Origin of the sequence: Acinetobacter rathckeae (assembly GCF_015627125.1) — a bacterium.
Classification (GTDB): Bacteria; Pseudomonadota; Gammaproteobacteria; order Pseudomonadales; family Moraxellaceae; genus Acinetobacter; species Acinetobacter rathckeae.
Genome location: NZ_VTDO01000001.1, coordinates 550,785 through 576,411, shown reverse-complemented (window position 1 = coordinate 576,411; position 25,627 = coordinate 550,785). Strand labels below are relative to the sequence as shown.

Here is a 25,627-nt window from a genome sequence, read left to right as displayed (position 1 = left end):
TTCTATTTGGCTTTAAATAGGCCAGAAACACTTACACAATGCTTTTGGCCTCGCCACACCCAAACTAAATCACTGTCTAAAAATGTTGTACCTTCAAACCAAATAAACATGCCCTCCATCATCTGTGGCCAATCACTTTGCTCTAACACTTTTATTTGTTTTAAATATGCATAAGCAACCGCCATAATGGTGTCATGAGTGACTACTAAATGCATACCAGAACGGTGTTGGCTTAACTGATATAAATCTGCCAAAATATCGAACACGCCTTGACGTACAGACTTCATGCCTTCAACTTGATTGTTTAGAAAAGCGTTCACAAAGCCTAAAGCACCATATTTTTTAAATGAGGGCGATGCTTTTTTTAAATCAACGACAAAACTTCCAGGCTCAACCAACAATGGGTTACACACCTGTTTTAAATCAGCAGATACATTTTTTCCTGCACCAGTGAGCATATGCCGACTTGTGTCTACACAACGTTGTATTGGACTAGTATTTGCACTCACAATAGTCACCTCTGTAGCTAGATATGCACCCCACGCTTGTGCTAAAGCCACGCCCTCTTCGGTCAATTGTAAATCATAGCCTGCTAAGCCCTGTCCCTCGACCACTTCTCGAATCGAGTGTCTGGTCAGCAATACCACAGGTATATCTTTAGGTAGCAAAGCAATCGCATCAAGCATGTTTGCAGGGAGTTTTGCTAAAGTCATCCTTTGCTCCTCAGTTAGAATCAATACAGGCTATAAATTTACACACACTGAAATGCATTGTGTGCATATTGCATCTGCGTAAAGGCAATAAAGTTTCCATTCAGTAAACTTTGCCTTTGATTATAAGTAAATGGCACTTGTGTATGAGACCACAATCCACCACCCACACTTTCTAAAAGGCATTGCCCCGCACTGGTGTCCCACTCACATGTTGGATGAAATCTGGGATAAATATCAATTTTACCTTCTAACATCAAACAAAACTTATAAGCACTTCCAGCACGGATGACTTGCAGTGGCTTAATCTTTTCTAGTCGTTGTAAAAAGTCTTGCATTTGCTTAGAGTCACTATGATGACTCACACCAACACGTAAAGGTTGATCAGCTAAATCTATATTTGATTTTTCATATCGCCACCACGTATAGTTTGAAAAGTCATATTTAAAAGGCAGTTGTCCAACATAACCAATATAAAGACAATTTTCTTCGGGAACAGAAATAATGCCTAGCTCTGTTTTTCCATGTTTAACCAAACTTAAGTTAATGGTAAATTCAGGTCGCTTTGCCAAGAACTCCTTTGTGCCATCTAATGGGTCTAATAACCAAAAGGCATCCCATGCCTGCCGTTCATTATGTATTCCCTCTTCTGACAACACAGGATACTTCTCGCTCAAGCTTTGCAATGCCTTTGATAAATATGCATGTACACTAAAATCTGCCTGTGTCACGGCGGACTGGTCTGCTTTTTGTTGTATATTAAAGGTATCGCTATGATTTAAAAACAGTTGAAATTGCTGTCTTAATATTTGGTTTGCTTCACCCATAAGCAAGATAATTTCTGCAAACAGTTCATCTTTTGGAGCAATACTCTGTTTAAACATCATGATAAAATTCTAATAAATAAAGCTAATCTACAATACATCTTGCTTAAAAATACAGTCATCACTGCTAGAAAAACCCAAAGCGTGGCTTTCTTAACATAAAACATGCCATAATTTAGTCTATTTTTTGAAATATGAGCATGATGTTAAAACAAATTTATATGTTTGATATGGACGGCACATTGCTTGACCTCGCTTATGATGACTTCGTTTGGAACGTTAAAGTCCCTGAATACTACGTCTCAACACATTCATGTAGTGACAACGACATTCATCACCTGATGCACCAATATCATCAACAATACAAACATACACTGTCTTGGTATTCGACCCAATTCTGGTCAAAAAAATTACAACTCGATGTTGTAGAGATACACAGACAGCATGCCAAACATATCGCTACTCGACCGTACTGTACTGAACTACTCACCGAACTGACACAACAGGGCCATGAGTGCTGGCTTGTGACCAATGCAGATATAAAAACCTTAAATCTTAAGCTTGAAAAAACCCAGATTGGGCATTATTTTAAACATATTATTAGCAGTGAAGACATTGGCTATGCCAAAGAAGATGCTCAGTTTTGGCATACATTACATACACACCTGCCGTTTTGCATCAAAAGTAGCGTCTTTATAGATGACACAGCAGCCGTACTACAGCAGGCTGAGCAATTTGGCCTGAAGCACTTATGGAGCATTACACAACCTTCGAGTACACGAACAATAACAGCAACACATCATTACCCTATGCTAGACCAACTCACCGATCTCCTCAAATTCCTGCCAAAACCATTAAAGGAACACGATGAAAAAAGTCACTGAATCTACACATCATATAGAACGTATGCGTATTGATAAATGGCTATGGGCTGCACGATTTTTTAAAACACGTAGCCTAGCTAAAACAGCCATTGAAGGCGGTAAAGTACATCACCTATTTGAGCGAGTTAAAGTATCTAAAGAAGTCCACGTTGGCTTAGAACTCACCATACAACAAGGTTCAGATAAAAAAACTGTTGTGGTTCAAGGGTTATCCAACCAACGTGGCCCTGCCCCCACAGCACAATTATTATATGAAGAAACTGCGGTGAGTATTGCACGTCGGGAGCTTCTTGCATCTCAGCGAAAACTAGACAACTTAGCTAAACCAGATCATCGACCAAATAAAAAAGACCGTCGCCAAATTCATAAGTTTAAACAAAGTCATGATGAACAATGGACCTATCAATGAAAATAGTACGACATAAACTGTCGCACCAAATAAAAACTTACTAGTAGAAATTTAACAAACCTGTCAATATAGCCTTCGTGGAATCAAGATGTACTCAAACGTCCACCTGGGTTATCAATCATATTTATTATTTTGAGGTCTTCACATGGACGAAAATAAAGGCAAAGCCTTAACTGCAGCACTGGCACAAATTGAAAAGCAATTTGGTAAAAATTCAGTCATGCGATTAGGCAGTAACACTGTGCAAGCGGTTGAAGCAATTTCAACAGGTTCATTAATGCTAGATATTGCGCTTGGCATAGGTGGTCTACCTAAAGGACGTATTGTTGAAATTTATGGCCCTGAGTCATCTGGTAAAACCACTATGACCCTACAAGCCATTGCTGAGTGCCAAAAAGCAGGTGGTACATGTGCGTTTATTGATGCTGAGCATGCCCTAGACCCACAATATGCACGTAAACTTGGTGTAGATATTGACAACCTATTGGTTTCGCAACCAGACCATGGTGAGCAAGCATTAGAAATTGCAGATATGTTGGTACGCTCTGGTGCAGTCGATATGATTGTTGTCGACTCAGTCGCTGCCCTTACCCCACGTGCAGAAATTGAAGGTGAAATGGGTGACTCTCATATGGGCTTACAAGCACGCCTTATGAGCCAAGCACTACGTAAAATTACAGGGAATGCAAAACGCTCAAACTGTATGGTGATTTTCATTAACCAAATCCGTATGAAAATTGGTGTTATGTTTGGTAGCCCTGAAACCACAACAGGTGGTAATGCACTCAAATTCTACGCTTCTGTACGTTTAGATATTCGCCGTGCTGGCCAAGTAAAAGAAGGCGATGAAATTATTGGTTCAGAAACCAAGATTAAAGTGGTAAAAAATAAAATGGCACCTCCATTTAGAGAGGCTTTATTCCAAATTTTATATGGTAAAGGTGTCAACCACCTCGGTGAAATTGTTGACCTTGGGGTACAACAAAACATTGTGAAAAAAGCAGGTGCTTGGTACTCATACCAAGATGGAAAAATTGGTCAAGGTAAAAATAACGTCATACGTTATCTTGAAGAAAACCCAAGTATTGCTGCCGAAATTGAAGCAAAAATTCGTGCTGAGCTACTTACAAAAGTCACTGTGACCGAAGAAACAGAAGATGAAATAGCCCCTTTAGATGAGTAGATCATCTAAACCGAAACCGAGCATCTATTGCTCGGTTTTTTCATATCCAACTGCTTTGACTGTAAAATCATGTATAAAAATCGCCAATTTCAAACCAAAAACCCAAATACCGAGCTACCAAAACTAAAAGGTGCAAAATTACGTGCCTACGCCTATAGATTACTTGGCCGCAAAGAGTATTCTAAAGCAGAGCTTACAGAAAAATTACAGCAATATGCAGAAGATATAAATGAAGTACAGGCCATTGTTGAACAAATGATTGAGTATAATTACCAAAATGATGAACGATATGCGCAACAAATGTTTAGAAGTCAGCTAAGCAAAGGACAAGGTCCTCAACGTATTAAACAAAAAATACAACAAAAATCTGTAGACCTACAATTTATTGAAGATCAGTTAGAGTCGACCAATTGGCTTGCTGAAGCATACGCACTAAAAGTCAGAAAGTTTGGGCAAGAGATTGCAACTGACCCTAAAATTAAAGCCAAGCAAGTGAGATTTTTACAGTATAGAGGATATAGCTTAGATATTATTTTTAAAGTCATTGAAATGCGAACGGAGGATTTTGAAGACTTATAAATAAATGGAGGCAACCCTACTAGCAAAAACTCGGCACATCGCACATCTGCTACCGTTGCTACCTTCCGGTCCTGGCGGGGTTCACAGGGTACAATTGCGAGATAACCAGTAGGATCACCATCACAACGACAAGTATAGAGGTTTTTTTAATCCACACAAGTCAAAAATATGTTTTTTCATACAAATCGAGTGTGTTTGATTACTAATAAATCACTTAAAATCATATACCCCAAGAAAAAAAATGCTTAAACTATAAAACATCTTCTTAATACATATGACCCTCAAATCTAACAATCACCTTGTTATATATGGGTAAATTTTAAATTGAGTCTATTTTATGCAATTATCAAAATACAATTATGCTTTTATCGCACTGCTCAGTTGTTCTATGTCGTATGCAGCCATACCTATTGAAAATGTCTCTTTGAGCCAAAACACCACAGCATCTTTACCAACAACTGCGACCAACAATACAGCGTCTACCACAGACAACAATGCAGCACCGGTAAATATTAACTGGCAACTCATGCAAAAAAGTGAGAAGTTAGAGGAAGAAGTCCGTCGTTTACGCGGTACGATTGAAGAGCATGAAAATACCATACAACAGCTGAAAAAAGATTTAGAAAATCACTATGCAGATTTAGATCAACGTTTACAGCTACTGCAACAAAAAGTCGATGAGCAACAACAAACACAACAACCAACCACACCACCTGTGGCAACACCGCCGACAACAAATACTGCCAATACCCCCCCAACGCCTACAACCAGTAAAACTAACAGTACAAACCAAGTAGCACCCAATAATACCGCAGAGAACACAACTGAAACAAAGAAAACCGAGTTAACCGAAAAAGAAGCTTACACCCTTGCCCTAGAGGCATATAAACAAGGTGGTGCAAAGAAAGCGATTGCACCGATGCAAGACTTTATTAAACACTACCCTAAAAGTATCTACACTGGAAATGCCCACTTTTGGCTAGCAGAGTTTAACCTTGCAGTAACGCCTTCAAATTATACCGCCGCGAAAAAGAATTATGAGATTGTTGCCAAACAATATCCAGAATCAGATAAAGCCTCTCGTGCGTTGTATCAGCTCTATAGTATTGCAAAAGAGGTTGACCATAACTCTACCCTAGCAACAACATACAAACAGCTGATTTTAACTAAATATCCAAAATCCAAAGAAGCTGGTTATTTTAAAACTAACTAAAACACAAAAAAAGACGAGTCATATGACTCGTCTTTTTTTGTGTTAAAAGCTTTAAACTTAACGCACAATACCACGTTTAGATTGCTCTAAAGAATCAATGAGAAGTTGGACTTCTGCAACCGTTGGTAGAAGCTCTGTACGAATACGTTCAATGGCCTGTACAGTTGTCAGGTTTTCTTTGTAAATCAACTTAAAAGCTTCTCTCAAGCCATTAATGGTTTCTCTTGACCAACCTCTACGCTTCATACCTTCAATATTTAAACCAAATGCATGTGCAGGGTTACCTGAAGCCATAACATATGAAGGAACATCTTTGGTAATTAAAGAAGCAGCACCGATCATACTGTACGAATCAATTTTACAAAATTGATGCACACCAGAGTTACCGCCGACAATCACATTGTTACCAATCTGAACATGCCCTGCGATACCTACATTATTGGCAAAAATATTATGGTTACCAATTTGACAATCATGAGCAATATGCGTGTTCACCATGAGTAAGTTATGGCTACCCACTTTGGTTAAAGCATGGTCTTGTACCGTACCACGATGTAAACTTGAATGCTCACGAATGGTATTATGGTCACCAATTTCAAGCCATGTTTCTTCGCCGTTATATTTCAGGTCTTGGCATACCTCACCAATACTCGCAAATTGAAAAATTTGGTTGTTTTGGCCAATACGCGTATAACCTGCAACAACAACATGTGAGTGTAATTTTGTTCCAGATGCAATACTGACCTCTGGCCCAATTATACAATACGGACCAATCGAAACATCTGATGCAATAATTGCAGATGGATCGATAATCGCAGTGGAGTGGATATTTGCCGTATTTCTCATGCCTACTCTATAATTTTTGATGGGAGATAATAATTTCTGCTGTTGCTGCAACAATTCCGTCAACAGACGCAGTACATTGGTATTTATAAATACCACGCTTTTGCATCAGTAACTCAGATTTTAAAACAAGTTGATCACCTGCAACAACTTGTTTTTTGAAGCGAATTTTTTCAGCACCCGCAAATAAAAACAATGAGCCTGGTGCTGGCTTAACATCATTCATCACAAAACCTAAAATACCAGATACTTGTGCTAGTGCTTCAATGATGAGTACACCTGGCATAATCGGATATTCAGGAAAGTGACCTTGTAAAAACTCTTCATTAATTGAAACGTTTTTATAACCCTCAATCGCGTTATCTGTAATCTCTACAACACGGTCAACCAATAAAAATGGATAACGATGTGGCAGATACTCACGAATTTGCTGAGTGTTCATTGGCAATTCGGGTTTATTTTGATTTGTTTTTGCTGACTCTGTGACCATATTACTTACGCATCTTTAAAGTGGATTCAATTGACTCTATTTGAGTCTGTATATGATCTAGCCGTTTGACAAGTTTGGTCAATGGCACATCTGCTAATTGTCTTAGCCCAACAACCATTTTTCGCCACTGCTTACTTTCAAAAGATCCTGTGCCTGAAGAATGGGTTCCAGGTTCTAAAATATTTTTTGTGACCATTGACATTCCTGTCAACGTCACATTATCGGCAATTTTCAAGTGCCCGCCTACACCACATGCCCCTGCAAGTATACAGTTTTTGCCAATCACGGTACTCCCTGCAACACCTGTATTGGCAGCGATTGCAGTATTTTCACCAATATTGACATTATGAGCAATTTGCACAAGGTTATCAATAATCACACCATCAGCCAAGATGGTATCATCTAATGCACCACGGTCAATACTACAGTTTGAACCAATTCGTACATGATTACCAATTTTAACCGAGCCTAATTGTGCAATTCGGTGCCATTTACCTTGGTAAGGTGCAAAGCCAAAGCCTTCACTACCTATGACTGTATTTGCATGTACTCTGACATGGTTTCCAAGCTGTGCATAGCCTGTAATTGTCACATGCGAGTCAATAAAGCAGTGCTGTCCAATTTCAACACCACGATCTATTTTAACGTGTGCTTGAATATGTGTACCATCACCTACCACACAGTTTTCTTCAATCACTGCATAATGCCCAATATAAGCAGTATCTGAAATGATTGCAGATGGATGTATTTGTGCTGTGTTTTCAATACCTAGACGAGTGTCTTTCACTTCAAAAGCATGTGTGAGTTTTGCAAATGCAAGGTATGGATTATCAACAATAATAAATTGCTGAGTTTGTGGTAATTCTTGTTGTAAATCAGGCGTTATAATGAGCACGCCCGATTTAGATAAACTGGCCTGTGGCAGATATTTTTTACCATTTACAAAAGAAATCTGGTTTGCATTGGCTTGTTCAAGACTTGCTAAGCCTTGAACAATAAAATCTGCTTCACCAACAAACTCACCTTGTACAAGATGAGCTACGTCTGAGAGCTTATAGTGTTTTTGGTTCATAGATTATTTAGCTGTATTTACTCTTTGGAGCATTTTATCAGTTAAATCACTATTATTGTCATATGCAAGGGCAGCATTTTTATTCAAAATCACATCTAAGTTATTTTCTTTACGTAATTGTTCTGCCGCTTGTTGTACACGTGCAGTGAAAATTTGACTTGTTGTTTGTGATGCTGCTTGAACACGTTGCTGAATACTTTGCTCAAGACCGTTAATTTCTTTCACTTTTGCTTCATATTGTGTTTTAAGTTGCTGTACTTCAGCAGGCTTAGCCGTTGCTGCTTTTTCTTGTAGCGCTTGAATTTCTTGGTTTAGTTGCTCAGCCCGTGTCGCACTTGGCTTTACAGACTGTTGTAGTGCATCATTTTGTTGTTTTAGGTATGTGCTATTTTCTACAATACGTTGCATATCTACAACGCCATAACCTGCAGCATGAGAGACTGTTGCTATAGTAGAACCTAAAATTAATGCAACTGTTGCTAGTTTTTTCATGAGATAACCTTTTAATATTTCATTTGTAGCCGTACTTAGAAAGTACGACCGATTTGGAATTGAACAGACTGTGTTTCATCGCCGTCTTTTTTATTCAATGGATATGCATAACTGATTGAAAGTGGTCCAATCATGGTGTTCCATGTTAAGCCAACACCTGCACTGTAGCGTAAGTTCGCCAAGTCAAAACCGTAATTATCTTTACAATATTGCTTACCACTTACTTTAGTCGTGCCGTCATAAAAATCCGAGACATTTTTACATTCTGTATCAAATGTTTGCCCGCCTTCAACAAACAAGGTAGGTCTTACATTTCTTGCCCAATCACCTTTAGATGGTACAGGTAAGATAATTTCACCACCAAACTGCACCAACGCATTACCACCAATTGGGTCTTTATTTGAGTCAGTCGTCTGTGTACCACTGTAGTATTCACCAGGGTATCTTGGACCTAGTGTATTATCTTCATAACCACGGACTGAACCCCAACCACCTGCATAGAAGTTTTTCCAAAACGGTAAGTCATGACCATAACCTACTTTGCCATAACCACGTAAGCCAAAGCCTTTACCAATTGGGAAGAAGACTTGACCACTATATGTCAGCTTTTCATAAGCCGAATCACTACCTGGCAAAGCAACTTCTAAGTTAACTGAGTGCAACTGACCAGATGTTGGGAACATAGGGCGGTCTAATGTATTAAATGACCAACCAAGACTTGCTAAGTAGTTTAAATAACTACCTTGGTACTCATTGTACGTGCCAGAAGTTGTCGTTGTACTATTTTTAACTTTACCATCATGGTTCATTAAATAGCCACCATAGGCCACTGAGCCATAAATATCGGTAGTAATTTTAGTGTTTTCAACACCTAAAGTCCCACTAATACTTTGGTTTTCATCAATCGGATATGACAAACTTGCACTTGCACCCAGTGATTTTGAGTAGTAATCACTGACATGGTAGTCTTCATACGGCTTGGTTTCACGATAATACACGTTATAACCCGCACTAATACCATCAATGGTAAAGTAAGGATCAGTCACCGATAAATTATAGTTGGTTGAGTACGATGAACGAGTAAAATCAAAAGCAACACTATTTCCTGTACCCAAGAAATTGGTTTGACTAATACCTGCTTGGTAGGTTACACCACCACTTTGTGAGTAACCAATCGCCAATGTACTTGTACCAGAGTGCTGCTCTTCTACATTTACATCTAGGTCAACTTGATCTGGCACGTTAGGAATACGTGTCACTTTCATATCGACTGTTTTGAAGTATCCTGTACGTTGTAAACGAATTTTTGACAAATCAATTTTTTCGTTACTCGCTAAAGCACCTTCCATTTGACGCATTTCACGACGTAAAACAGTATCTGCTGTTTTTGTATTACCCATAAAGTTAATACGACGAATCGTGACTTGTTGTCCTGGATTAATAAAGTAAACCACATTAACAATTTTTTTGTCGTTATCAATCTGAGGTACAGCATTCACCTGTGCAAAGTAGTAACCTGCATTTCCATATTTTCTGAGTAAGAGGTTCTTCACTGCATCAATTTTTTCTTGTGAATACACCTCCCCATCTTTATAAATTTGTAGGGTTTTTAGTTCTTCAGGTTTATATAGCGTATCACCTAAGAACTTTGTCGTACCCACTTTAAATTGCTGGCCTTCACTTACTGAAAGATTAATAAAGATTTTGTTTTTATCTTCACTAATATTTAAATCAGATGAGTTAACTTCAAAGTTCACATAACCATTATTTAGATAAAGTGCGCGCATTGCATCTAGGCTTGTCGCCATTTTTTCTTTCGCAAATGCATCATTACGTGTAAGTATCGAATACCAACGTGCTTCTTTCAGTGCAAAGGCTTGCTTAATATCTTCATCACTAAAGACTTTATTACCAACCACATTGACTTCAATCACTTTTGCAGATTTACCCTCTACAAAGTTTACTGTGACATCTACGCGGTTATTTGGTCTAGGTGTCGTTTCAACTTTAACTGTTGCATTATAACGACCTTGCTGAATGTATTGCTGCTCAAGCTCAGTTTCAACAGTTTGCAATAAGGCAGGCTTTAACACCTCTCCTTCAGCAATACCCATTTTTTTAAGACCATCTTGCAACGCTTCTTTAGGAATCAGCTTATTGCCTTTGAATTCTACTTTTGCAATTACGGGACGTTCAGACACTTTAAAAAGTAATGTGCCATCAGGCTGTTGAGACGCCTTAATGTCATCAAACATCCCTGTATCATATAAGGTATGAATTGCACTATTGAGTATGGCATCATTAACACGATCACCACTTTTAATAGGCAACATACTCGATACATTTGCTGGTGTTAAACGAACTAAGCCATCAAATTTTATATTTTGTGCAATAAAGTCATCAGCCGCATAAGCTTGTTGTACTGCTGCCATTGCACTAACGAGCGCAAGAGGCATAAAAAGATGTGTGTGACGCATGCCTATTTTTTCCACTAAGTTAAATATTGTGTGTAAGCCTTGTTTTTTATAAACGCATAAAATCATTAAATAAAGCAAGGATCATCATGCTACCAAGCAGTACCATACCGACTTTTAAGCCAAATAGCTGTATTTGTTCTGAAACAGGCTTACCACGAATTGCTTCAATAAAGTAGTACAGTAAATGTCCACCATCAAGCATAGGAATAGGTAATAAGTTTAAAACACCTAAACTTACGCTCATTAAAGCCATAAACGAGACAAATGTTTGCCAACCCATTTCAGCACTTTGCCCTGCTACTTTAGCAATTGTAATTGGCCCTGACAAATTATCTAAACCAATTAAACCCCGAACCATTTTAACCATTGAGTTTAACATCATGCCAGAAATATCATATGTTTTATCAATGGCTTTACCAAATGCTTCTATAGGAGAATACTGTATTGTTTGCTTGTAGTCATCTGGAATAACAATTTTACTGCTGTTACTTTGTACACCAAGCACACCTGTAACATTACCCATATCATCACGGTGGCCCTGTGGCATCACTTTTAGGTCAATCTTTTGATCTTTTCGAAGTACAGTAATCTCTAGCATTTTCTCAGGTGATTTTTTAACAATATCAACCACATCAAACCAATCTGGCGTAGTTACGCCATCAATTGAAATAATCCGATCACCCACAAGCATGCCCTGACGAATAGCAGCACCATCCTCACTTAGTTTTTGTACAATGGGCTCAATTTTAGGGCGGTAAGGTAGAAAACCTAAGCTATCAAATACAGATTTTTTTTGATCATTTAAAAAGTGTGTTACAGGGAGGTCGAATAATTTTTGTTGGCCCTGATGCTCAGCTTGGATTTGTATATGACCTGTTTCACCAACACGGCGTACCAATGCAAAATTAACAGCTTCCCATGTAGACACTGCTTGACCATCTACAGCAGTAATTTTATCGCCCACCTGTAAACCAGATTGAGCCGCTGGTGTATCTAAAATCACTTTCCCTACACGGGTATTCAGTTGCTCTTGTTTTGGTAAAAATAATACCCAAAAAAGTAAAACAGCTAAAACCAAGTTAATGATTGGCCCTGCTGCAACAATCGCAATACGCTTCCAAACAGACTGCCGATTAAACGCATAAGGTAAATCTTCAGCTTTCACATTTCCTTCACGTTCATCTAACATTTTTACATAACCACCGAGTGGCAGTGCAGACAACTGATATTGAATACCCGTTTTTTTAGAAGTCCATTTAAATAGCGTCGGTCCAAAGCCAATGGAATACACAAGTACCTTCACACCAAGTTTACGTGCAGTGTAATAATGCCCAAACTCATGAATTGCAACCAATGGGCCAAGTAGCAAGGCAGCAGCAACAATCATAAAAAGTATATTCATTTTATTTACTGCCCCTTGCGTTGAATATATGTATTTGCAGTATGACGAGCCAATTCATCATGGCCTAAAATTGTGTCTAAACTATTTGCAGCAACATTGTTGACCGTGTTGAGTACATAATCTATCACTTTAGGGATATCTGTAAACTTTATTTTCTCACTTAAGAATGCATCAACAGCAATTTCATTAGATGCATTCAGTACTGTTGGCATCACACCACCTTCCTGTATTGCCTCTCTTGCAAGCTGTAATGCAGGAAAGCGTTGATGATCAGGTGGCTGAAAATCTAAATGATGATTTACAAATAAATCAAGTGCAGGCACTGGTGTTTGTATACGCTTAGGCCACGCTAAAGCATGGGCAATGGGTGTACACATATCAGGGTTACCCATTTGAGCAAGCGTTGAACCATCAACATATTGCACCATAGAATGAATAATACTTTGTGGGTGTACCACTACAGTCACTTTAGACTCACAAATATTAAATAAGTGGCAAGCTTCTATCAGCTCTAAGCCTTTATTCATGAGTGTTGCAGAGTCTACAGAAATCTTTCGCCCCATAGACCAGTTTGGATGCTTACATGCTTGTGCGGGGGTAACATGTTCTAAATCTAAGGCAGAACTGTGTAAAAATGGACCGCCAGATGCAGTCAATAGAATTTGTGAAACCCCCTGTTTTAAAGGAGTATTGGTATGTGTTGTATTATAATCATGAGGTAAACATTGAAAAATGGCATTGTGTTCTGAGTCTACAGGCAATAATAGCGCATTATTTTTTTGTGCTTCTTGCATCATAATGTCACCTGACATCACCAATGCTTCTTTATTCGCCAATAATACACGTTTTCCTGCACGGACCGCAGCGAGTGTAGGCAACAAGCCTGCCGCCCCTACGATCGCAGCCATCACAACATCAACTTCTGGATGCGATGCAATATGAACTAAACCATCTTCATCGGTCAGTATTTCGATCTCAGTTAGGTGATGTTGCTGTAGTTTCTGCCATATTTCTTGTTGTTGCTGTTTGGGAACAACAACAACTCTTGGTCGGTGTATTAAACAGATTTCAATCAGTTTATCTATACGATGATAGCCCGTTACAGCAAATACAGCATACTGCTCTGTATGCTGTGCCAAAACTTTAAGTGTACTGTCACCAATAGAACCTGTTGCACCCAAAATACATACATTTTGTCGCATTATAGTTCAACACCAATCATTTTTAGTAAGTAAATACCTGCTGCAAATACAGGAGCAGCAGTGAGTAGAGAGTCTATACGATCTAATATGCCACCATGGCCAGGTAACAATGTGCCTGAATCTTTCACACCCGCACGGCGTTTGAGCATAGATTCGATTAAGTCACCTAAAACCGAAGCCAATACGGTCAACAACGACAGCAGTAAAAATGCACTATGTTGTCGTAAGTTTAGATGGTCAAGATAAATACTTTGTACTACAACAATGATGATTAAAGACGTTAGTAAACCACCACACAGCCCTTCTATAGTCTTTTTAGGACTCACATGAGGTACCATTGGCCTTTTACCGAGCTTACGTCCGACAAAATATGCGCCACTGTCTGCTGTCCATACCAATAAAAATAAGTACATTAGCCACCAAGCAGAAATCAGCCATACTGAAAATATGGCAGTTACTGTTGCAGTAATCAGTACTGTGCCAACAATTGTCAGGCCCTTGTTATACCAAGCATCATATTGGGGATAATTTTTAATGCAATATATACTGAATACTGCAACAAAAATCGCACCGCACCACAGTAGCAATGCTAAATCTCTAAAATACAAAGTCACTACAGATGTGATTAAAATAATGGCCGCATACACTTTTGATGCTACAGCTGAAACGTCTGTACCATCCGTTTTTGGCATAAGTTTATACCACTCATCACCTGCCAGTGTTGCAACAATCACCATGAGTATCAGCATTGGGTAATGAGACGGCGTGGCAAACATACAACTTAAAACAACGACCACTAAAACCAATGCGGTTTTTATCCGCTCAAACATGTATTAATTCTCAATTTTATCTTGTTGGATTTGCTCAGAGGTTTTACCAAAACGGCGTTCACGCTCTGCAAATACCTTAAACGCATTTTGAAGCTCTTGTATAGAAAACTCTGGCCATAACACTTTACTAAAATAGAGCTCAGCGTATGCCATTTGCCATAACAAGAAGTTAGATATGCGATAGTCGCCACCTGTTCGAATTAACAAGTCTACAGGTGGTAAATCCCCTAAGCAGACATAATTGCTAAATAAGTCAGCATTAATATCTGTAACCGAAATTTTACCATCTATTGCATCTTGAGCAATTTGACGTGCGCTGTTTGCAATATCCCATTGTCCACCATAACCCACCGCAATGGTCAGTGTCATTTTATTAAAATGTGCTGTTTTTTGCTCTGTATCGGCAATGAGTGTCTTTAGGTGTGCTGGCAACCGTGTTTGATCACCAATAAAGCGTAAGGCAATTTCAGATTCAATCATGCGTGGAATTTGCTCTAAAATGGCCTGTTCTAAAAGCCACATGAGCAAATCAACTTCAGCTTGAGGACGATTCCAATTTTCACTAGAAAAAGCGAATACCGTAAGTGCTCTCACACCTACTTTTCGGCAATATTCAACCACAGGATCTAAAACCAACTTGCCCTGCCGATGCCCTTCACCTTTAGGTAAATCTCTTTTTTTAGCAAAACGATTGTTGCCATCCATAATGATGGCAACATGTTGAGGAGGAGAAATATCTTCAACGATCGTCATAGTCTATTAAACCTTCAGTAGTTCAGCTTCTTTTGCGGCAAGACGCTTATCTACCTCGGCAACGTACTTATCAGTAATTTTTTGAATATCATCACCTGCACGACGATCATCATCTTCTGAAATTTCTTTGTCTTTTAGAAGCGACTTAATATCACCCAATACATCACGGCGAATATTACGAATCGCGATTTTTGCATTTTCTGCTTCGCTACGTGCAACTTTTTGCATATCACGACGTGTTTCTTCAGTCAGTGCAGGTAACGGTACACGAATACTGTCTGCTGAAATTGGGTTTAAACCTAAATCACTTTCACGAATCGCTTTATCAATTACAGTCACCATTTGACGCTCAAATGGTTGTACCAATAATGTTCTTGAGTCTTCAACACCCACGTTTGCCACTTGGTTTAATGGTACATCTGAACCATAGTAAGGCACCATCACACCATTTAAAATAGATGGGTGTGCACGACCTGTACGAACCTTCGCAAAACCTTGCTCTAAAGATTCGATTGACTTTTGCATGCGCTGTTCGCTGTCTTTTTTGAGATCGTTAATCATATGATCTTCCTAAATAATTAAAAGAGTTGAAACCAAAATTGGGCTTAGTATAAAGAGCTTTCGCACTCACGTACATCACTTCGTGACGTGAGTTCCTTCTTTTTCACCCATAACAACAGATAAAAGCGCACCTGATTTATTCATATCAAATACATGTAGCTTGGCATCGTGGTCACGACACAAGCAAATAGCGGTTAAATCCATGACACCTAACTTACCATCTAACACTTGATCAAAGGTCAAGTGGTCATATTTTACGGCATCATCATATTTACTTGGGTCTTTATTATATACGCCATCAACTTTAGTGGCTTTAATAATCATATCCGCTTCAATTTCAATACCACGTAAACATGCTGCTGTATCTGTGGTAAAGAATGGGTTTCCTGTACCTGCAACAAACACACATACTTCACCACCATTTAAATGGCGAATGGCATCACGGCTTGAGTAAGGCTCAACAACTGTACCAATAGACAGTGCAGACATTAAGCGTGTTTTGATATTACGGCGGACCAAGGCATCACGTAATGCTAAGCCATTCATAACTGTCGCTAACATACCCATTTGGTCACCCGTCACACGGCCAACCAAACCATCTTTTTGCAACTGGCTACCGCGGTATAAATTACCACCACCAACAACAATACCGACTTGAACACCCAAACCAACTAAATGTGCAATAGACAATGACATTTGGTCAAGTACTTGTGCATCAATACCCATATCACGATTACCAGATAATGCTTCACCTGATAACTTAAGTAGAATTCTTGAATAACGAGGGCTATTTGGATCTGCCATAATTTTTCTCTCAATCAATATGTTGTCGGTTTAAGCTTTTTTTACATCAATCAGTTTGGCAAATAAGTCATACTCATCTGCATCTGTAATTTCAACGACCAGAACATCGCCTGCCTGAATCGCTGATTTATCTATATCTTCAACAAAAACATTGCCATCAATTTCTGGGGCATCTGCGTAAGAGCGTGCCACAGCCACAGGAAATTCGTCTTCTAAGCTGTCTACAAGCACAGTCATGGTTTGACCAATACGTTTTTGTAATTTAGCTGCTGAGATTCTTTGCTGTACTTCCATAAAACGCTCATAACGTGCTTGTTTGATATCTTCAGGCACATGATCTGGCAAGTCGTTTGCAGTTGCACCCTCAACAGGTGAATAGGTAAAGCATCCTACACGGTCAAGCTGTGCTTCTTCCAACCAGTCAAGTAACTGCTGAAAGTCTTGCTCTGTTTCACCCGGAAAGCCCACCACAAAAGTTGAACGAATCACTAAATCTGGGCATTTTTCACGCCATACTTTTAAACGCTCTAGTGTATTTTCACTATGTGCAGGGCGCTTCATCAGTTTTAAAATGCGTGGACTTGCATGCTGAAAAGGAATATCTAAATACGGTAAAATCTTCCCTTGAGCCATAAGGTCAATCACAGCATCTACATGTGGGTATGGGTAAACATAATGTAAACGCACCCAAATACCTAACTGACCCAATGCTTCACACATATCGTAAAACTTAGTTTTGACAGGTTGACCATTCCAAAACTCAAGTTTGTATTTGGTATCTAAACCATAAGCAGAGGTATCTTGAGAAATCACCAAGACTTCTTTCACACCTGCACGTTTTAATGCAGCAGCTTCATCAAGTACCGAGCTGACCGGACGAGAAACTAAATCACCACGCATGCTTGGAATAATACAAAATGTGCAGCGATGGTTACATCCTTCAGAAATTTTTAAATACGCATAGTGTTTCGGTGTTAAACGCACACCTTGCTCTGGCACAAGATCAATAAATGGATCATGCTTTTTAGGGGGTGCAGGCACATATTGATGTACTGCTTCCATCACGTCTTGGTAAGCTGCTGCACCTGTGACTTTTAGAACATTAGGGTGCATTTGACGAATTTTATCTTCATCTTTACCCAAACATCCTGTCACAATCACACGACCATTTTCATTAATTGCTTCACCAATGGCATCTAAAGACTCTTGCATAGCAGACTCAATAAAACCACAGGTATTCACAACAACTAAATCAGCACCATTATAATCTGGCGCAACTTGATAACCTTCGATACGTAATTGGGTTAAAATACGCTCAGAATCAACCAATGCCTTAGGACAACCTAAAGAAACAAAACCGACTTTGGGGGACTTCATGGAACTCAGCACTCTACTAGAATGCTGGTATTGTATGACTTTTCAATGCATAAGCATAGATTTAAAACACGCAGATTGTAAATTGCACTAAAACAAAACCACAGATTTATCACAAAAAATAATGCACCATGACTGTGCAAAATCACAAACTTACCCTATATTAAAAATAACAGATCACCACATAAACAACCCAAACTAGATCTATAAACTCAAAAAATGCACCATAAAGCAAAAGAAGTTGGCTTGCATTTTGCTTTATTTAAAATAAATCATGATGTAAACACGTGCTATAACAGGGAAAAACTACCATGAATACTGTATTTACGCCCTATTTCAATACAGGAACTGCTACAAAATGACCAGGCAACTTGCGATCGACTATCAACTTTTAGTAGATAGCTTGTCCACAGCTGTATTACTTGTAGATGAAAAGCTAGATGTGTTCTATCTCAACCCTGCCTGCGAGGCACTGTTTGACATCAGCTCATTACGTGCCTGTAATCACTCAGTATTACAACTGCTTGAAATTCCAGATGACGAGTTCGACACAAAAAAAGCATTACTCAATACATTAGATAAAGGGCAAGCATATACACGTAGAGAAGCAATTATTCGGGTGAATTTTCAAAACATTCATGTCGACTACTCTGTATCTTGTGTTCATATAGATAAAAACACTGCACCATTTTTGCTCATAGAGCTCAACCCAATTGAAAGAATGTTGCGAATTTCTAAAGAAGAGCATTTACTTCAACAACACCAAGTTACACGCCAACTGATTCGTGGTGTAGCCCATGAAATTAAAAATCCATTAGGTGGAATACGTGGTGCAACACAACTGCTTGCACGTAGTCTCAACGACACAAAATATAATGAGTTCACAGAAATTATTATTAGTGAGGTTGACCGCCTACGTACTTTAGCAGACACCATGCTCGGTTCTAGACAATTGCCAAGTTATATTGATGTCAATGTCCATGAACCTTTAGAGCGAGTACATTCTTTAGTTAGTAATCAAACTAAAAAGAAAATTAAACTGGTGCGTGACTATGACTTATCACTACCAGACATACAAGCCGACCGTGACCAGCTCATACAAGTCATGCTCAATATTAGTGTTAATGCTGTACAGGCCATGCTTGAAAATAAAGCGTTTTATCATGACCGTGAGCAACCGCCACAACTGACCTTCAGAACACGCATTCAACGCCTTGTCACCATTAATAATATCTTACATCGTTCAGCAATTCGTATAGATATTGAAGACAATGGGCCTGGTATTCTTGCTGACATACTCGAAGCCGTATTTTACCCTTTAGTCACAGGCCGAGCCAATGGCACAGGGCTTGGCTTGAGTATTGCACAAAATATTATACACCAACATAACGGCGTCATTGTATGCCAATCCGTTTCTGGAAAAACCACATTTAGTTTATATTTACCTTGGGAGTCGAAACATGTCACGAAATAAAATTTGGGTAATTGATGATGATCGTGCCATGCGTTGGGTACTTGAAAAAACCTTTAAAGAAGAAGGATTTAATGTCACAAGTTTTGAAGATGCGCAAAGTGCATTAGACCAACTCCATAGTGACACCCCTGATGTCATACTCACAGACATTCGTATGCCAGGCATAGATGGCTTAACCTTCTTAGGTCGTGTAAAAAACAACCATCCAGACCTACCTGTCATTATTATGACCGCACATTCCGACCTTGAATCTGCCGTGTCAAGTTACCAGACAGGTGCCTTTGAATATTTACCAAAACCTTTTGATATTGATGAAGCGCTTGCACTTGTTAATCGTGCCATTTTACATTTAGAAAAGTTACAAAACCAAGAAGCAACACAGAACTATCAACCCCTGCAAACCACTGAAATTATTGGTGAATCCCCTGCCATGCAAGAGGTTTTTCGTGCCATTGGGCGATTATCTCAATCACATATTACTGTACTGATTAATGGTGAATCTGGTACAGGTAAAGAATTAGTGGCACATGCACTCCACCGCCATTCGCCACGAAAAGCCAAACCATTTATTGCACTCAACATGGCAGCCATTCCAAAAGACCTGATTGAAACTGAGCTTTTCGGTCACGAAAAAGGTGCTTTTACAGGGGCCAATACACAAAGACAAGGTCGTTTTGAGCAAGCCAATGGCGGTACTTTATTTCTAGATGAAATTGGTGATATGCCATTTGAAACCCAAACTAGACTACTTCGTGTTTTAGCAGATGGTGAATTCTACCGTGTAGGTGGACACATTCCAGTTAAAGTTGATGTACGCATTGTGGCTGCCACACACCAAGATTTAGAAAAACTGGTTGAAGATGGTCGCTTCCGAGAAGATTTGTATCACCGTTTAAATGTCATACGCATACATATTCCAAAACTTGCTCACCGTAGCGAAGACATTCCAATGTTGGCACAACACTTTTTGGAACAAGCAGGTAAAGAGCTCAATGTGAGCTCTAAAATCTTACGCCAAGAAACCATCAGCTATATGCAACAGTTGGCTTGGCCTGGTAATGTGCGACAACTCGAAAACATTTGTCGCTGGCTCACTGTTATGATTACAGGCCGTGAAGTTTATCCAAATGACTTACCTGCCGAACTCAGACAAAATACAGCGGTTAAATCACAGGAAACACCTGCTAAAGCAACACGTGTTATTTCACAAGAGTGGGATGAATTATTGGGTGAGTGGGCAATCAACAAGCTCAAAAATGGCGATATGAAGATTTTAGATATCGCCACGCCAATTTTTGAACGGACTTTGATTAACGCAGCACTTGAACAGACACGTGGTCGGAAACGACATGCCGCCGAAGTCCTTGGTTGGGGACGTAACACTCTCACAAGAAAACTCAAAGAGCTTGGCATGGATGACTCATCTGATGATGATGATGAGCGTACCGATTAAATTAGGCCAAAGTATCACTTCTCTAGGTGCATATACTTATATGTGCACCTAGCAACACCCAAAAAAACGTGCTATAAAAGATAATAATTATCATTTATATTAAGGCATGTCAGTATGGGTGCATTTCGAGACTTTAAAAATACAATACGTGATTTAGACAAAAACCTTCAGTCTCTGTTTGAGCAAGCCAATACTGCCATCTCTGAACAACAATTTGATCACGCCAAAATTTTACTTGAACACATTAAGCATCAACGACCTAAAGATGCTCGTTGGATGCATGGTTTAGGCAACCTACACCATTATCGGGGTGAAAGCACTCTTGCCTATCACTACTACATGCAAGCAGCTCAACTTAAATTTGCATTGGCTTTCGATCATTTAGGGCAAATAGAATCTGAACGCCACAATCACTTACTTGCAGAACACTACTTCCTCTCTGCAATACAACATGGTCATAGCAAGTCTCTTGTCGCGCTGGGTAAAATTTTACTTAACCAGTACCGAATTGAAGATGCACTAGGATGTTTTTATCAGGCACTTGAACATGAATACAATGAGGTATTTATTCCACTTGCTCAGTGCTATTTACTACAAAAACAATACGACCTTGCTAAAGATGCACTCACCAAAGCACTCGATTTGGACTTACCTCATGCATCGCACTATATTGCTCAAATGTACCAACAACAACGCCGTTTTGATGATGCTAAAAGTTGGTATCTGCATGCTTTTCAAACTGAGAAAAACATTGCATCTTTAGAACAGTTTGGTCAAATTTTATGCGCTCAAGGACAACTTATACAAGGTGAAAAAATCATTCAGCTCGCACAAAAAATTGAATTTACAGATGAGCTTAGCCAAAACGACCAGCAACTCATGCAAACCATCTTAGGTAATAATTCATCTTTTCACATCACATAAAAACTAAAGCAAGTGAAAAACCCATAAAGTTTGTTATAATTGACACACTTCATTCTTTTCACTTGTTACTTATCGTTTATGTCAGAATCAAAAGATAAATATATTCATGAGCTCCCACAAACAAAACGGGGCATGGAAAGATGTATTGCTTTTTTAAATATTGCGACTGGCCTTTTCTTAGAAAAAGGCTACGATGCAGTATCCCTAAACGATATTATTCAACACGCAGGTGGCTCAAAAGCATCTATCTATAAATTTTTTGGCAATAAAGAAGGCTTATTTAAAGCCATTTGTGATTATAGACGTGATATCTGCCTACAAGCTCTGTATCTAAATACTGAAAATTACGAGTCTGATTTAAGAAAGTTCTTTCTCACCATCTTACACAACTTCCACAACCATCTAACTTCACCAACCAACGTTCAATTTTTACGGCTTATTTTAGAACGAGCGAAACATGACGCCGAGCTTGCCAACTATCTACACGATAAAGGCATACAGCAAATTATTGAAAATATTAAAGACTACCTCATTAAAGCAACCGAACAAGGCATTATTGTCTGCCACAACCCAACCTATTCAGCCAAAATTCTCCTTGGGTCAGTTTGGCACTTTGAATGGCAAATGTTAATGGGTGTTTCTGAGCCTCAATCTGCCGAAGACATACAGAAATATATTACCTATTACGTAGACAACTTCTTAAAAGCACACGAATACAAACAATCTTTTTGAATTTGTAACAGACTGTAGTATATTTGACGATTCTTTTTTATTCACAATCAATAAGTAATTGCACAAGCAATTACGTGGAGTAAGTATGGCTCTACGTCATTTTTTAACATTGCGTGATTTATCATCTGCAGAACTAGAACGCATCATTAGCCGTGCACAAGAGTTAAAAAAACTACAACATCAAAACCAAGTCTACCAACCATTTGTTGGTAAAGTACTCGGCATGATTTTTGAGAAATCAAGCACCCGTACACGTGTTTCATTTGAATCGGGTATGAGTCAATTTGGTGGTAGTGCCATTTTTTTATCATCTAGAGACACGCAACTTGGTCGTGGTGAACCAATTGAAGATTCTGCACGTGTGATTTCAAGCATGTTAGATATTGTCATGATTCGTACTTTCGGACATGACATTGTTGAGCGTTTTGCCTCTTACTCTAAAGTACCTGTCATTAATGCACTGACAGATGACCACCACCCTTGCCAACTCCTTGCAGACATACAAACTTTTGTTGAACACCGTGGCTCAATTAAAGGCAAAACCGTTGCTTGGATTGGTGATGGTAATAATATGTGTAACTCATATATTGAAGCAGCACACATGTGGGGCTTCAAACTCAAAATTGCTGCACCAAAAGGATATGAGCCACAAGAAAAATTCTTAACTGAATATGCACACTGTGCTGAAGTGGTTGCGTCTGCCGAAGATGCTGCTGTCAACGCAGACTTGATTGTGACTGATGTTTGGGCATCTATGGGACAAGAAGAAGAGCAAAAGATTCGCGAGAAAGCATTTGCCAACTACCAAGTAAATGAGCAACTCATGCAACTTGCACACCCAGATTGCTTATTTATGCACTGTCTGCCTGCGCATCGTGGTGAAGAAATTTCTGAACATATGCTTGAACATAAAAACTCAGTGGTATGGGATGAAGCTGAAAACCGTCTACATGCACAAAAGGCATTAATGGAATTTTTACTAAACGAGCAATTAAATGCTTAAAATGTACTAAAAATACACATCAAAGCCTTATTAATTTAAATTAATAGGGCTTTTTTTAAACTTCGAATTAATTTATAGTTTAGAGCGATATTAATCTTAATTATAATTTTACAAAAGATAACACTAAGCCACAAATCTAGATACATAAAAAAACATTTAAGAAACATTAAGCATATAAAGTAACCACGGTACATCTTCTGAAATCGCTTATAATATTTAAGTCATTGAATTTTTTCATGTTTAAACGTTACAAGAAAAAATACATGCTCAATGTTATATTTTTGCACCTATTTTCTCTTGTCATGTCGAAAATTTTCTTCCTTTAAATGATTGCTTTTTATATAAAAATTTAACTTAGTTTTATGTATATACAGTAATCCCTCAAGATTAGGAATATTACATGCGTGGATTTAGAAAAAAAGCCAAGCCTGTCGATATTGCAGATGTAAGCATTGTCGATCAAAGTAAATCAAAACAAGCTATTCGTGCAGCAGCACTGGGTAATGCCATTGAATGGTTCGACTTCGGTGTATATGGCTATGTAGCCTATGTACTGGGTAAAATATTTTTTCCAAATGCAAGCCCAAGTGTACAACTTGTCGCTGCTCTTGCAACATTCTCTGTACCATTTTTATTTAGACCTCTTGGTGGTATTTTATTTGGTCGTTTAGGTGATAAATACGGACGTCAAAAGGTACTCGCAACTACAATTATACTAATGACCGTCAGTACCTGTGCCATTGGTCTACTCCCCTCCTACGACACCATTGGTATTTGGGCACCTATTTTGCTTCTTGTCATTAAAATCTTACAAGGTGTTTCTGTAGGTGGTGAATATACAGGTGCGATTGTATTTGTCGCAGAGTACTCACCTGACCGTAAGCGTGGCTTTATGGAAAGCTGGTTAGACTTTGGATCTATTGCAGGCTTCTTACTCGGAGCTGGTTTAGTTTCATTTCTCAGCTACTTAATTGGTCAAGAAGGTTTCCAAGAGTGGGGCTGGCGTATTCCATTTATTCTATCTCTACCTTTGGGTATTGTTGGTCTCTACTTACGTCATTCTCTTGAAGAAACACCTGCCTTTAAGCAATACAGTGAATCTGAACAAAAAAATACTAAGCTTTCGTTTAAAGAAGTCTTTGCAAAATATAAGCGTAGTATGTTCTTATCTGTAGGTATTGTGCTATGTACTAACGTTGCTTACTACATGCTACTGACTTACTTACCAAGCTACTTTACCCATAACTTAAAATATGACGAAGCACACGGTACTGTACTTATTATTGCAGTCATGATTGGTATGTTATTTGTGCAACCACTCATTGGTTGGTTAAGTGATAAATGGGGTCGCCGTCCATTTATTTTTGCAGGTAGCTTCTCATTACTTTTCTTATCTTACCCTGCAGTGAAGTTATTAGATTCAGGCAGTACTGTACTGATTGTTCTTGGGCTTACAATTTTAGCACTCAGCTTGAACATGCTCTTGGGGGTTATGGCATCAACATTACCGGCGTTGTTCCCAACCGCGATTCGTTATAGTGCTTTGGCTGTTTCTTTCAATATTTCAATTATTGTGGCTGGTTTAACTCCAACCATTTCAGCTGCTTTGGTTGAATATACAAAAGACTTAATGATTCCTGCATACTACCTCATGGTATTTGGTGTGATTGGTATTATCACCGCATGGAACCTTAAAGAAACTGCCAACAAGCCATTATTTGGTGGTACGCCAATGGCAACCAACAAAGAAGAAGCGCAAGAGTTACTTGAAGAGTTTCACGGTACAATCGAAGAACGTATTGAAAAAATTGATGAGCAAATTATTGCACTACAGAAAAAACGTCAAAGTTTGGCAGACAAACACCCAGAAATTGAGTAATCTTTAATTCAATAAAAATAGGGAGCGATTAACGCTCCCTATTTTTTTATTTTAAAAAGT

25 protein-coding genes and 1 other RNA gene are annotated in these 25,627 nt (G+C 38.8%); 11 read left to right on the top strand and 15 right to left on the bottom strand.

Translation table 11 applies throughout. The features are described from left to right. Positions 1-2 precede the first annotated feature (2 nt). Entirely contained in the window at positions 3-713 is a 711-nt protein-coding gene (locus I2F31_RS02810; RefSeq protein ID WP_195767898.1) for a histidine phosphatase family protein, read from the bottom strand. 38 nt (positions 714-751) lie between these two features. Further along, complete coding sequence (locus I2F31_RS02805) at positions 752-1,597, bottom strand: 3'(2'),5'-bisphosphate nucleotidase CysQ family protein (RefSeq protein WP_228285045.1); 846 nt, start codon at positions 1,595-1,597, stop codon at positions 752-754. 137 nt (positions 1,598-1,734) lie between these two features. Between I2F31_RS02805 and I2F31_RS02800 the strand changes: the two genes are divergently transcribed. The 4 genes from I2F31_RS02800 to I2F31_RS02785 all read left to right on the top strand — a co-directional run bounded on the left by I2F31_RS02800 (position 1,735) and on the right by I2F31_RS02785 (position 4,589). Then, entirely contained in the window at positions 1,735-2,418 is a 684-nt protein-coding gene (locus I2F31_RS02800) for an HAD-IA family hydrolase (RefSeq protein WP_195773412.1), read from the top strand. Next, positions 2,402-2,827 (top strand): RNA-binding S4 domain-containing protein, encoded by a 426-nt coding sequence (locus I2F31_RS02795; protein WP_195773411.1) that lies wholly within the window; start codon positions 2,402-2,404, stop codon positions 2,825-2,827. The genes I2F31_RS02800 and I2F31_RS02795 overlap by 17 nt, the downstream gene beginning before the upstream one ends. A 145-nt stretch (positions 2,828-2,972) precedes the next feature. Further along, complete coding sequence (recA, locus tag I2F31_RS02790) at positions 2,973-4,010, top strand: recombinase RecA (RefSeq protein ID WP_195767901.1); 1,038 nt, start codon at positions 2,973-2,975, stop codon at positions 4,008-4,010. A gap of 69 nt (positions 4,011-4,079) precedes the next feature. Further along, positions 4,080-4,589, top strand: coding sequence for a regulatory protein RecX (locus tag I2F31_RS02785; RefSeq protein WP_195773410.1), 510 nt, complete (start codon positions 4,080-4,082; stop codon positions 4,587-4,589). A gap of 14 nt (positions 4,590-4,603) precedes the next feature. On the opposite strand, the gene ffs is transcribed toward I2F31_RS02785, so the two are convergent. Continuing rightward, positions 4,604-4,700, bottom strand: an RNA gene (gene ffs / locus I2F31_RS02780) — signal recognition particle sRNA small type. A 226-nt stretch (positions 4,701-4,926) separates the two neighbouring features. On the opposite strand from ffs, the gene I2F31_RS02775 reads away from it, so the two are divergent. Continuing rightward, positions 4,927-5,802 carry a YbgF trimerization domain-containing protein gene (locus I2F31_RS02775; RefSeq protein WP_195767903.1) on the top strand — a complete coding sequence of 292 codons (876 nt, stop codon included), beginning with the start codon at positions 4,927-4,929 and terminating at the stop codon, positions 5,800-5,802. Between the two features lie 57 nt (positions 5,803-5,859). Here I2F31_RS02775 and lpxA read toward each other — a convergent pair whose 3' ends face one another. From lpxA to rimO, 12 genes are all read right to left on the bottom strand, one after another. Beyond that, positions 5,860-6,648: an acyl-ACP--UDP-N-acetylglucosamine O-acyltransferase gene (lpxA, locus tag I2F31_RS02770; RefSeq protein ID WP_195767904.1), complete on the bottom strand. Its 789-nt coding sequence runs from the start codon at positions 6,646-6,648 to the stop codon at positions 5,860-5,862. A gap of 7 nt (positions 6,649-6,655) precedes the next feature. Next, the gene (gene fabZ / locus I2F31_RS02765; protein WP_195767905.1) at positions 6,656-7,135 is read right to left on the bottom strand and encodes a 3-hydroxyacyl-ACP dehydratase FabZ; all 480 of its coding nucleotides are present in this window, start codon (positions 7,133-7,135) and stop codon (positions 6,656-6,658) included. A gap of 1 nt (position 7,136) precedes the next feature. Next, a complete protein-coding gene (gene lpxD / locus I2F31_RS02760; protein WP_195773409.1) occupies positions 7,137-8,207 on the bottom strand; it encodes a UDP-3-O-(3-hydroxymyristoyl)glucosamine N-acyltransferase in 1,071 nt (356 codons plus the stop codon). A gap of 3 nt (positions 8,208-8,210) precedes the next feature. Then, a complete protein-coding gene (locus I2F31_RS02755) occupies positions 8,211-8,699 on the bottom strand; it encodes an OmpH family outer membrane protein (protein WP_195767907.1) in 489 nt (162 codons plus the stop codon). A 35-nt stretch (positions 8,700-8,734) separates the two neighbouring features. Then, a complete protein-coding gene (bamA, locus tag I2F31_RS02750) occupies positions 8,735-11,176 on the bottom strand; it encodes an outer membrane protein assembly factor BamA (protein WP_228285046.1) in 2,442 nt (813 codons plus the stop codon). A 46-nt stretch (positions 11,177-11,222) separates the two neighbouring features. Continuing rightward, a complete protein-coding gene (rseP, locus tag I2F31_RS02745; RefSeq protein WP_195767909.1) occupies positions 11,223-12,578 on the bottom strand; it encodes an RIP metalloprotease RseP in 1,356 nt (451 codons plus the stop codon). A gap of 5 nt (positions 12,579-12,583) precedes the next feature. Further along, complete coding sequence (ispC, locus tag I2F31_RS02740) at positions 12,584-13,780, bottom strand: 1-deoxy-D-xylulose-5-phosphate reductoisomerase (protein ID WP_195773408.1); 1,197 nt, start codon at positions 13,778-13,780, stop codon at positions 12,584-12,586. Next, positions 13,780-14,610 (bottom strand): phosphatidate cytidylyltransferase, encoded by an 831-nt coding sequence (locus I2F31_RS02735; RefSeq protein WP_195767911.1) that lies wholly within the window; start codon positions 14,608-14,610, stop codon positions 13,780-13,782. The genes ispC and I2F31_RS02735 overlap by 1 nt, the downstream gene beginning before the upstream one ends. A 3-nt stretch (positions 14,611-14,613) precedes the next feature. Beyond that, entirely contained in the window at positions 14,614-15,363 is a 750-nt protein-coding gene (uppS, locus tag I2F31_RS02730) for a polyprenyl diphosphate synthase (protein ID WP_195773407.1), read from the bottom strand. A 6-nt stretch (positions 15,364-15,369) separates the two neighbouring features. Next, entirely contained in the window at positions 15,370-15,924 is a 555-nt protein-coding gene (gene frr, locus I2F31_RS02725) for a ribosome recycling factor (RefSeq protein ID WP_195767913.1), read from the bottom strand. Positions 15,925-15,999: 75 nt separating this feature from the next. Next, positions 16,000-16,728 carry a UMP kinase gene (gene pyrH / locus I2F31_RS02720; protein ID WP_195767914.1) on the bottom strand — a complete coding sequence of 243 codons (729 nt, stop codon included), beginning with the start codon at positions 16,726-16,728 and terminating at the stop codon, positions 16,000-16,002. A 30-nt stretch (positions 16,729-16,758) separates the two neighbouring features. Further along, positions 16,759-18,105 carry a 30S ribosomal protein S12 methylthiotransferase RimO gene (gene rimO / locus I2F31_RS02715; protein ID WP_195773406.1) on the bottom strand — a complete coding sequence of 449 codons (1,347 nt, stop codon included), beginning with the start codon at positions 18,103-18,105 and terminating at the stop codon, positions 16,759-16,761. 355 nt (positions 18,106-18,460) lie between these two features. Here rimO and glnL point away from each other — a divergent pair, with 355 nt between their 5' ends. The 6 genes from glnL to proP all read left to right on the top strand — a co-directional run bounded on the left by glnL (position 18,461) and on the right by proP (position 25,567). Next, positions 18,461-19,576, top strand: a complete 1,116-nt coding sequence (gene glnL, locus I2F31_RS02710; protein ID WP_195773404.1) for a nitrogen regulation protein NR(II) — start codon at positions 18,461-18,463, stop codon at positions 19,574-19,576. Further along, on the top strand, positions 19,563-21,029 hold the full coding sequence (glnG, locus tag I2F31_RS02705; protein WP_195767917.1) for a nitrogen regulation protein NR(I): 1,467 nt from the start codon (positions 19,563-19,565) through the stop codon (positions 21,027-21,029). The genes glnL and glnG overlap by 14 nt, the downstream gene beginning before the upstream one ends. Positions 21,030-21,143: 114 nt before the next feature. Continuing rightward, the gene (locus I2F31_RS02700; RefSeq protein ID WP_195773403.1) at positions 21,144-21,953 is read left to right on the top strand and encodes a tetratricopeptide repeat protein; all 810 of its coding nucleotides are present in this window, start codon (positions 21,144-21,146) and stop codon (positions 21,951-21,953) included. A gap of 78 nt (positions 21,954-22,031) precedes the next feature. After that, entirely contained in the window at positions 22,032-22,685 is a 654-nt protein-coding gene (locus tag I2F31_RS02695) for a TetR/AcrR family transcriptional regulator (protein WP_195767919.1), read from the top strand. A gap of 85 nt (positions 22,686-22,770) precedes the next feature. Next, positions 22,771-23,688 (top strand): ornithine carbamoyltransferase, encoded by a 918-nt coding sequence (gene argF, locus I2F31_RS02690; protein ID WP_195767920.1) that lies wholly within the window; start codon positions 22,771-22,773, stop codon positions 23,686-23,688. 400 nt (positions 23,689-24,088) lie between these two features. Continuing rightward, complete coding sequence (proP, locus tag I2F31_RS02685) at positions 24,089-25,567, top strand: glycine betaine/L-proline transporter ProP (protein WP_195767921.1); 1,479 nt, start codon at positions 24,089-24,091, stop codon at positions 25,565-25,567. The last annotated feature ends 60 nt before the right edge of the window (positions 25,568-25,627 follow it).

What these genes read in the sequence shown, in the direction of transcription:
- I2F31_RS02810 (WP_195767898.1), bottom strand. Translation starts at nt 713, where the DNA reads ATGACTTTAGCAAAACTCCCTGCAAACATGCTTGATGCGATTGCTTTG.
- I2F31_RS02805 (WP_228285045.1), bottom strand. Translation starts at nt 1,597, where the DNA reads ATGATGTTTAAACAGAGTATTGCTCCAAAAGATGAACTGTTTGCAGAA.
- I2F31_RS02800 (WP_195773412.1), top strand. Translation starts at nt 1,735, where the DNA reads ATGATGTTAAAACAAATTTATATGTTTGATATGGACGGCACATTGCTT.
- I2F31_RS02795 (WP_195773411.1), top strand. Translation starts at nt 2,402, where the DNA reads ATGAAAAAAGTCACTGAATCTACACATCATATAGAACGTATGCGTATT.
- recA (WP_195767901.1), top strand. Translation starts at nt 2,973, where the DNA reads ATGGACGAAAATAAAGGCAAAGCCTTAACTGCAGCACTGGCACAAATT.
- I2F31_RS02785 (WP_195773410.1), top strand. Translation starts at nt 4,080, where the DNA reads ATGTATAAAAATCGCCAATTTCAAACCAAAAACCCAAATACCGAGCTA.
- I2F31_RS02775 (WP_195767903.1), top strand. Translation starts at nt 4,927, where the DNA reads ATGCAATTATCAAAATACAATTATGCTTTTATCGCACTGCTCAGTTGT.
- lpxA (WP_195767904.1), bottom strand. Translation starts at nt 6,648, where the DNA reads ATGAGAAATACGGCAAATATCCACTCCACTGCGATTATCGATCCATCT.
- fabZ (WP_195767905.1), bottom strand. Translation starts at nt 7,135, where the DNA reads ATGGTCACAGAGTCAGCAAAAACAAATCAAAATAAACCCGAATTGCCA.
- lpxD (WP_195773409.1), bottom strand. Translation starts at nt 8,207, where the DNA reads ATGAACCAAAAACACTATAAGCTCTCAGACGTAGCTCATCTTGTACAA.
- I2F31_RS02755 (WP_195767907.1), bottom strand. Translation starts at nt 8,699, where the DNA reads ATGAAAAAACTAGCAACAGTTGCATTAATTTTAGGTTCTACTATAGCA.
- bamA (WP_228285046.1), bottom strand. Translation starts at nt 11,176, where the DNA reads ATGCGTCACACACATCTTTTTATGCCTCTTGCGCTCGTTAGTGCAATG.
- rseP (WP_195767909.1), bottom strand. Translation starts at nt 12,578, where the DNA reads ATGAATATACTTTTTATGATTGTTGCTGCTGCCTTGCTACTTGGCCCA.
- ispC (WP_195773408.1), bottom strand. Translation starts at nt 13,780, where the DNA reads ATGCGACAAAATGTATGTATTTTGGGTGCAACAGGTTCTATTGGTGAC.
- I2F31_RS02735 (WP_195767911.1), bottom strand. Translation starts at nt 14,610, where the DNA reads ATGTTTGAGCGGATAAAAACCGCATTGGTTTTAGTGGTCGTTGTTTTA.
- uppS (WP_195773407.1), bottom strand. Translation starts at nt 15,363, where the DNA reads ATGACGATCGTTGAAGATATTTCTCCTCCTCAACATGTTGCCATCATT.
- frr (WP_195767913.1), bottom strand. Translation starts at nt 15,924, where the DNA reads ATGATTAACGATCTCAAAAAAGACAGCGAACAGCGCATGCAAAAGTCA.
- pyrH (WP_195767914.1), bottom strand. Translation starts at nt 16,728, where the DNA reads ATGGCAGATCCAAATAGCCCTCGTTATTCAAGAATTCTACTTAAGTTA.
- rimO (WP_195773406.1), bottom strand. Translation starts at nt 18,105, where the DNA reads ATGAAGTCCCCCAAAGTCGGTTTTGTTTCTTTAGGTTGTCCTAAGGCA.
- glnL (WP_195773404.1), top strand. Translation starts at nt 18,461, where the DNA reads ATGACCAGGCAACTTGCGATCGACTATCAACTTTTAGTAGATAGCTTG.
- glnG (WP_195767917.1), top strand. Translation starts at nt 19,563, where the DNA reads ATGTCACGAAATAAAATTTGGGTAATTGATGATGATCGTGCCATGCGT.
- I2F31_RS02700 (WP_195773403.1), top strand. Translation starts at nt 21,144, where the DNA reads ATGGGTGCATTTCGAGACTTTAAAAATACAATACGTGATTTAGACAAA.
- I2F31_RS02695 (WP_195767919.1), top strand. Translation starts at nt 22,032, where the DNA reads ATGTCAGAATCAAAAGATAAATATATTCATGAGCTCCCACAAACAAAA.
- argF (WP_195767920.1), top strand. Translation starts at nt 22,771, where the DNA reads ATGGCTCTACGTCATTTTTTAACATTGCGTGATTTATCATCTGCAGAA.
- proP (WP_195767921.1), top strand. Translation starts at nt 24,089, where the DNA reads ATGCGTGGATTTAGAAAAAAAGCCAAGCCTGTCGATATTGCAGATGTA.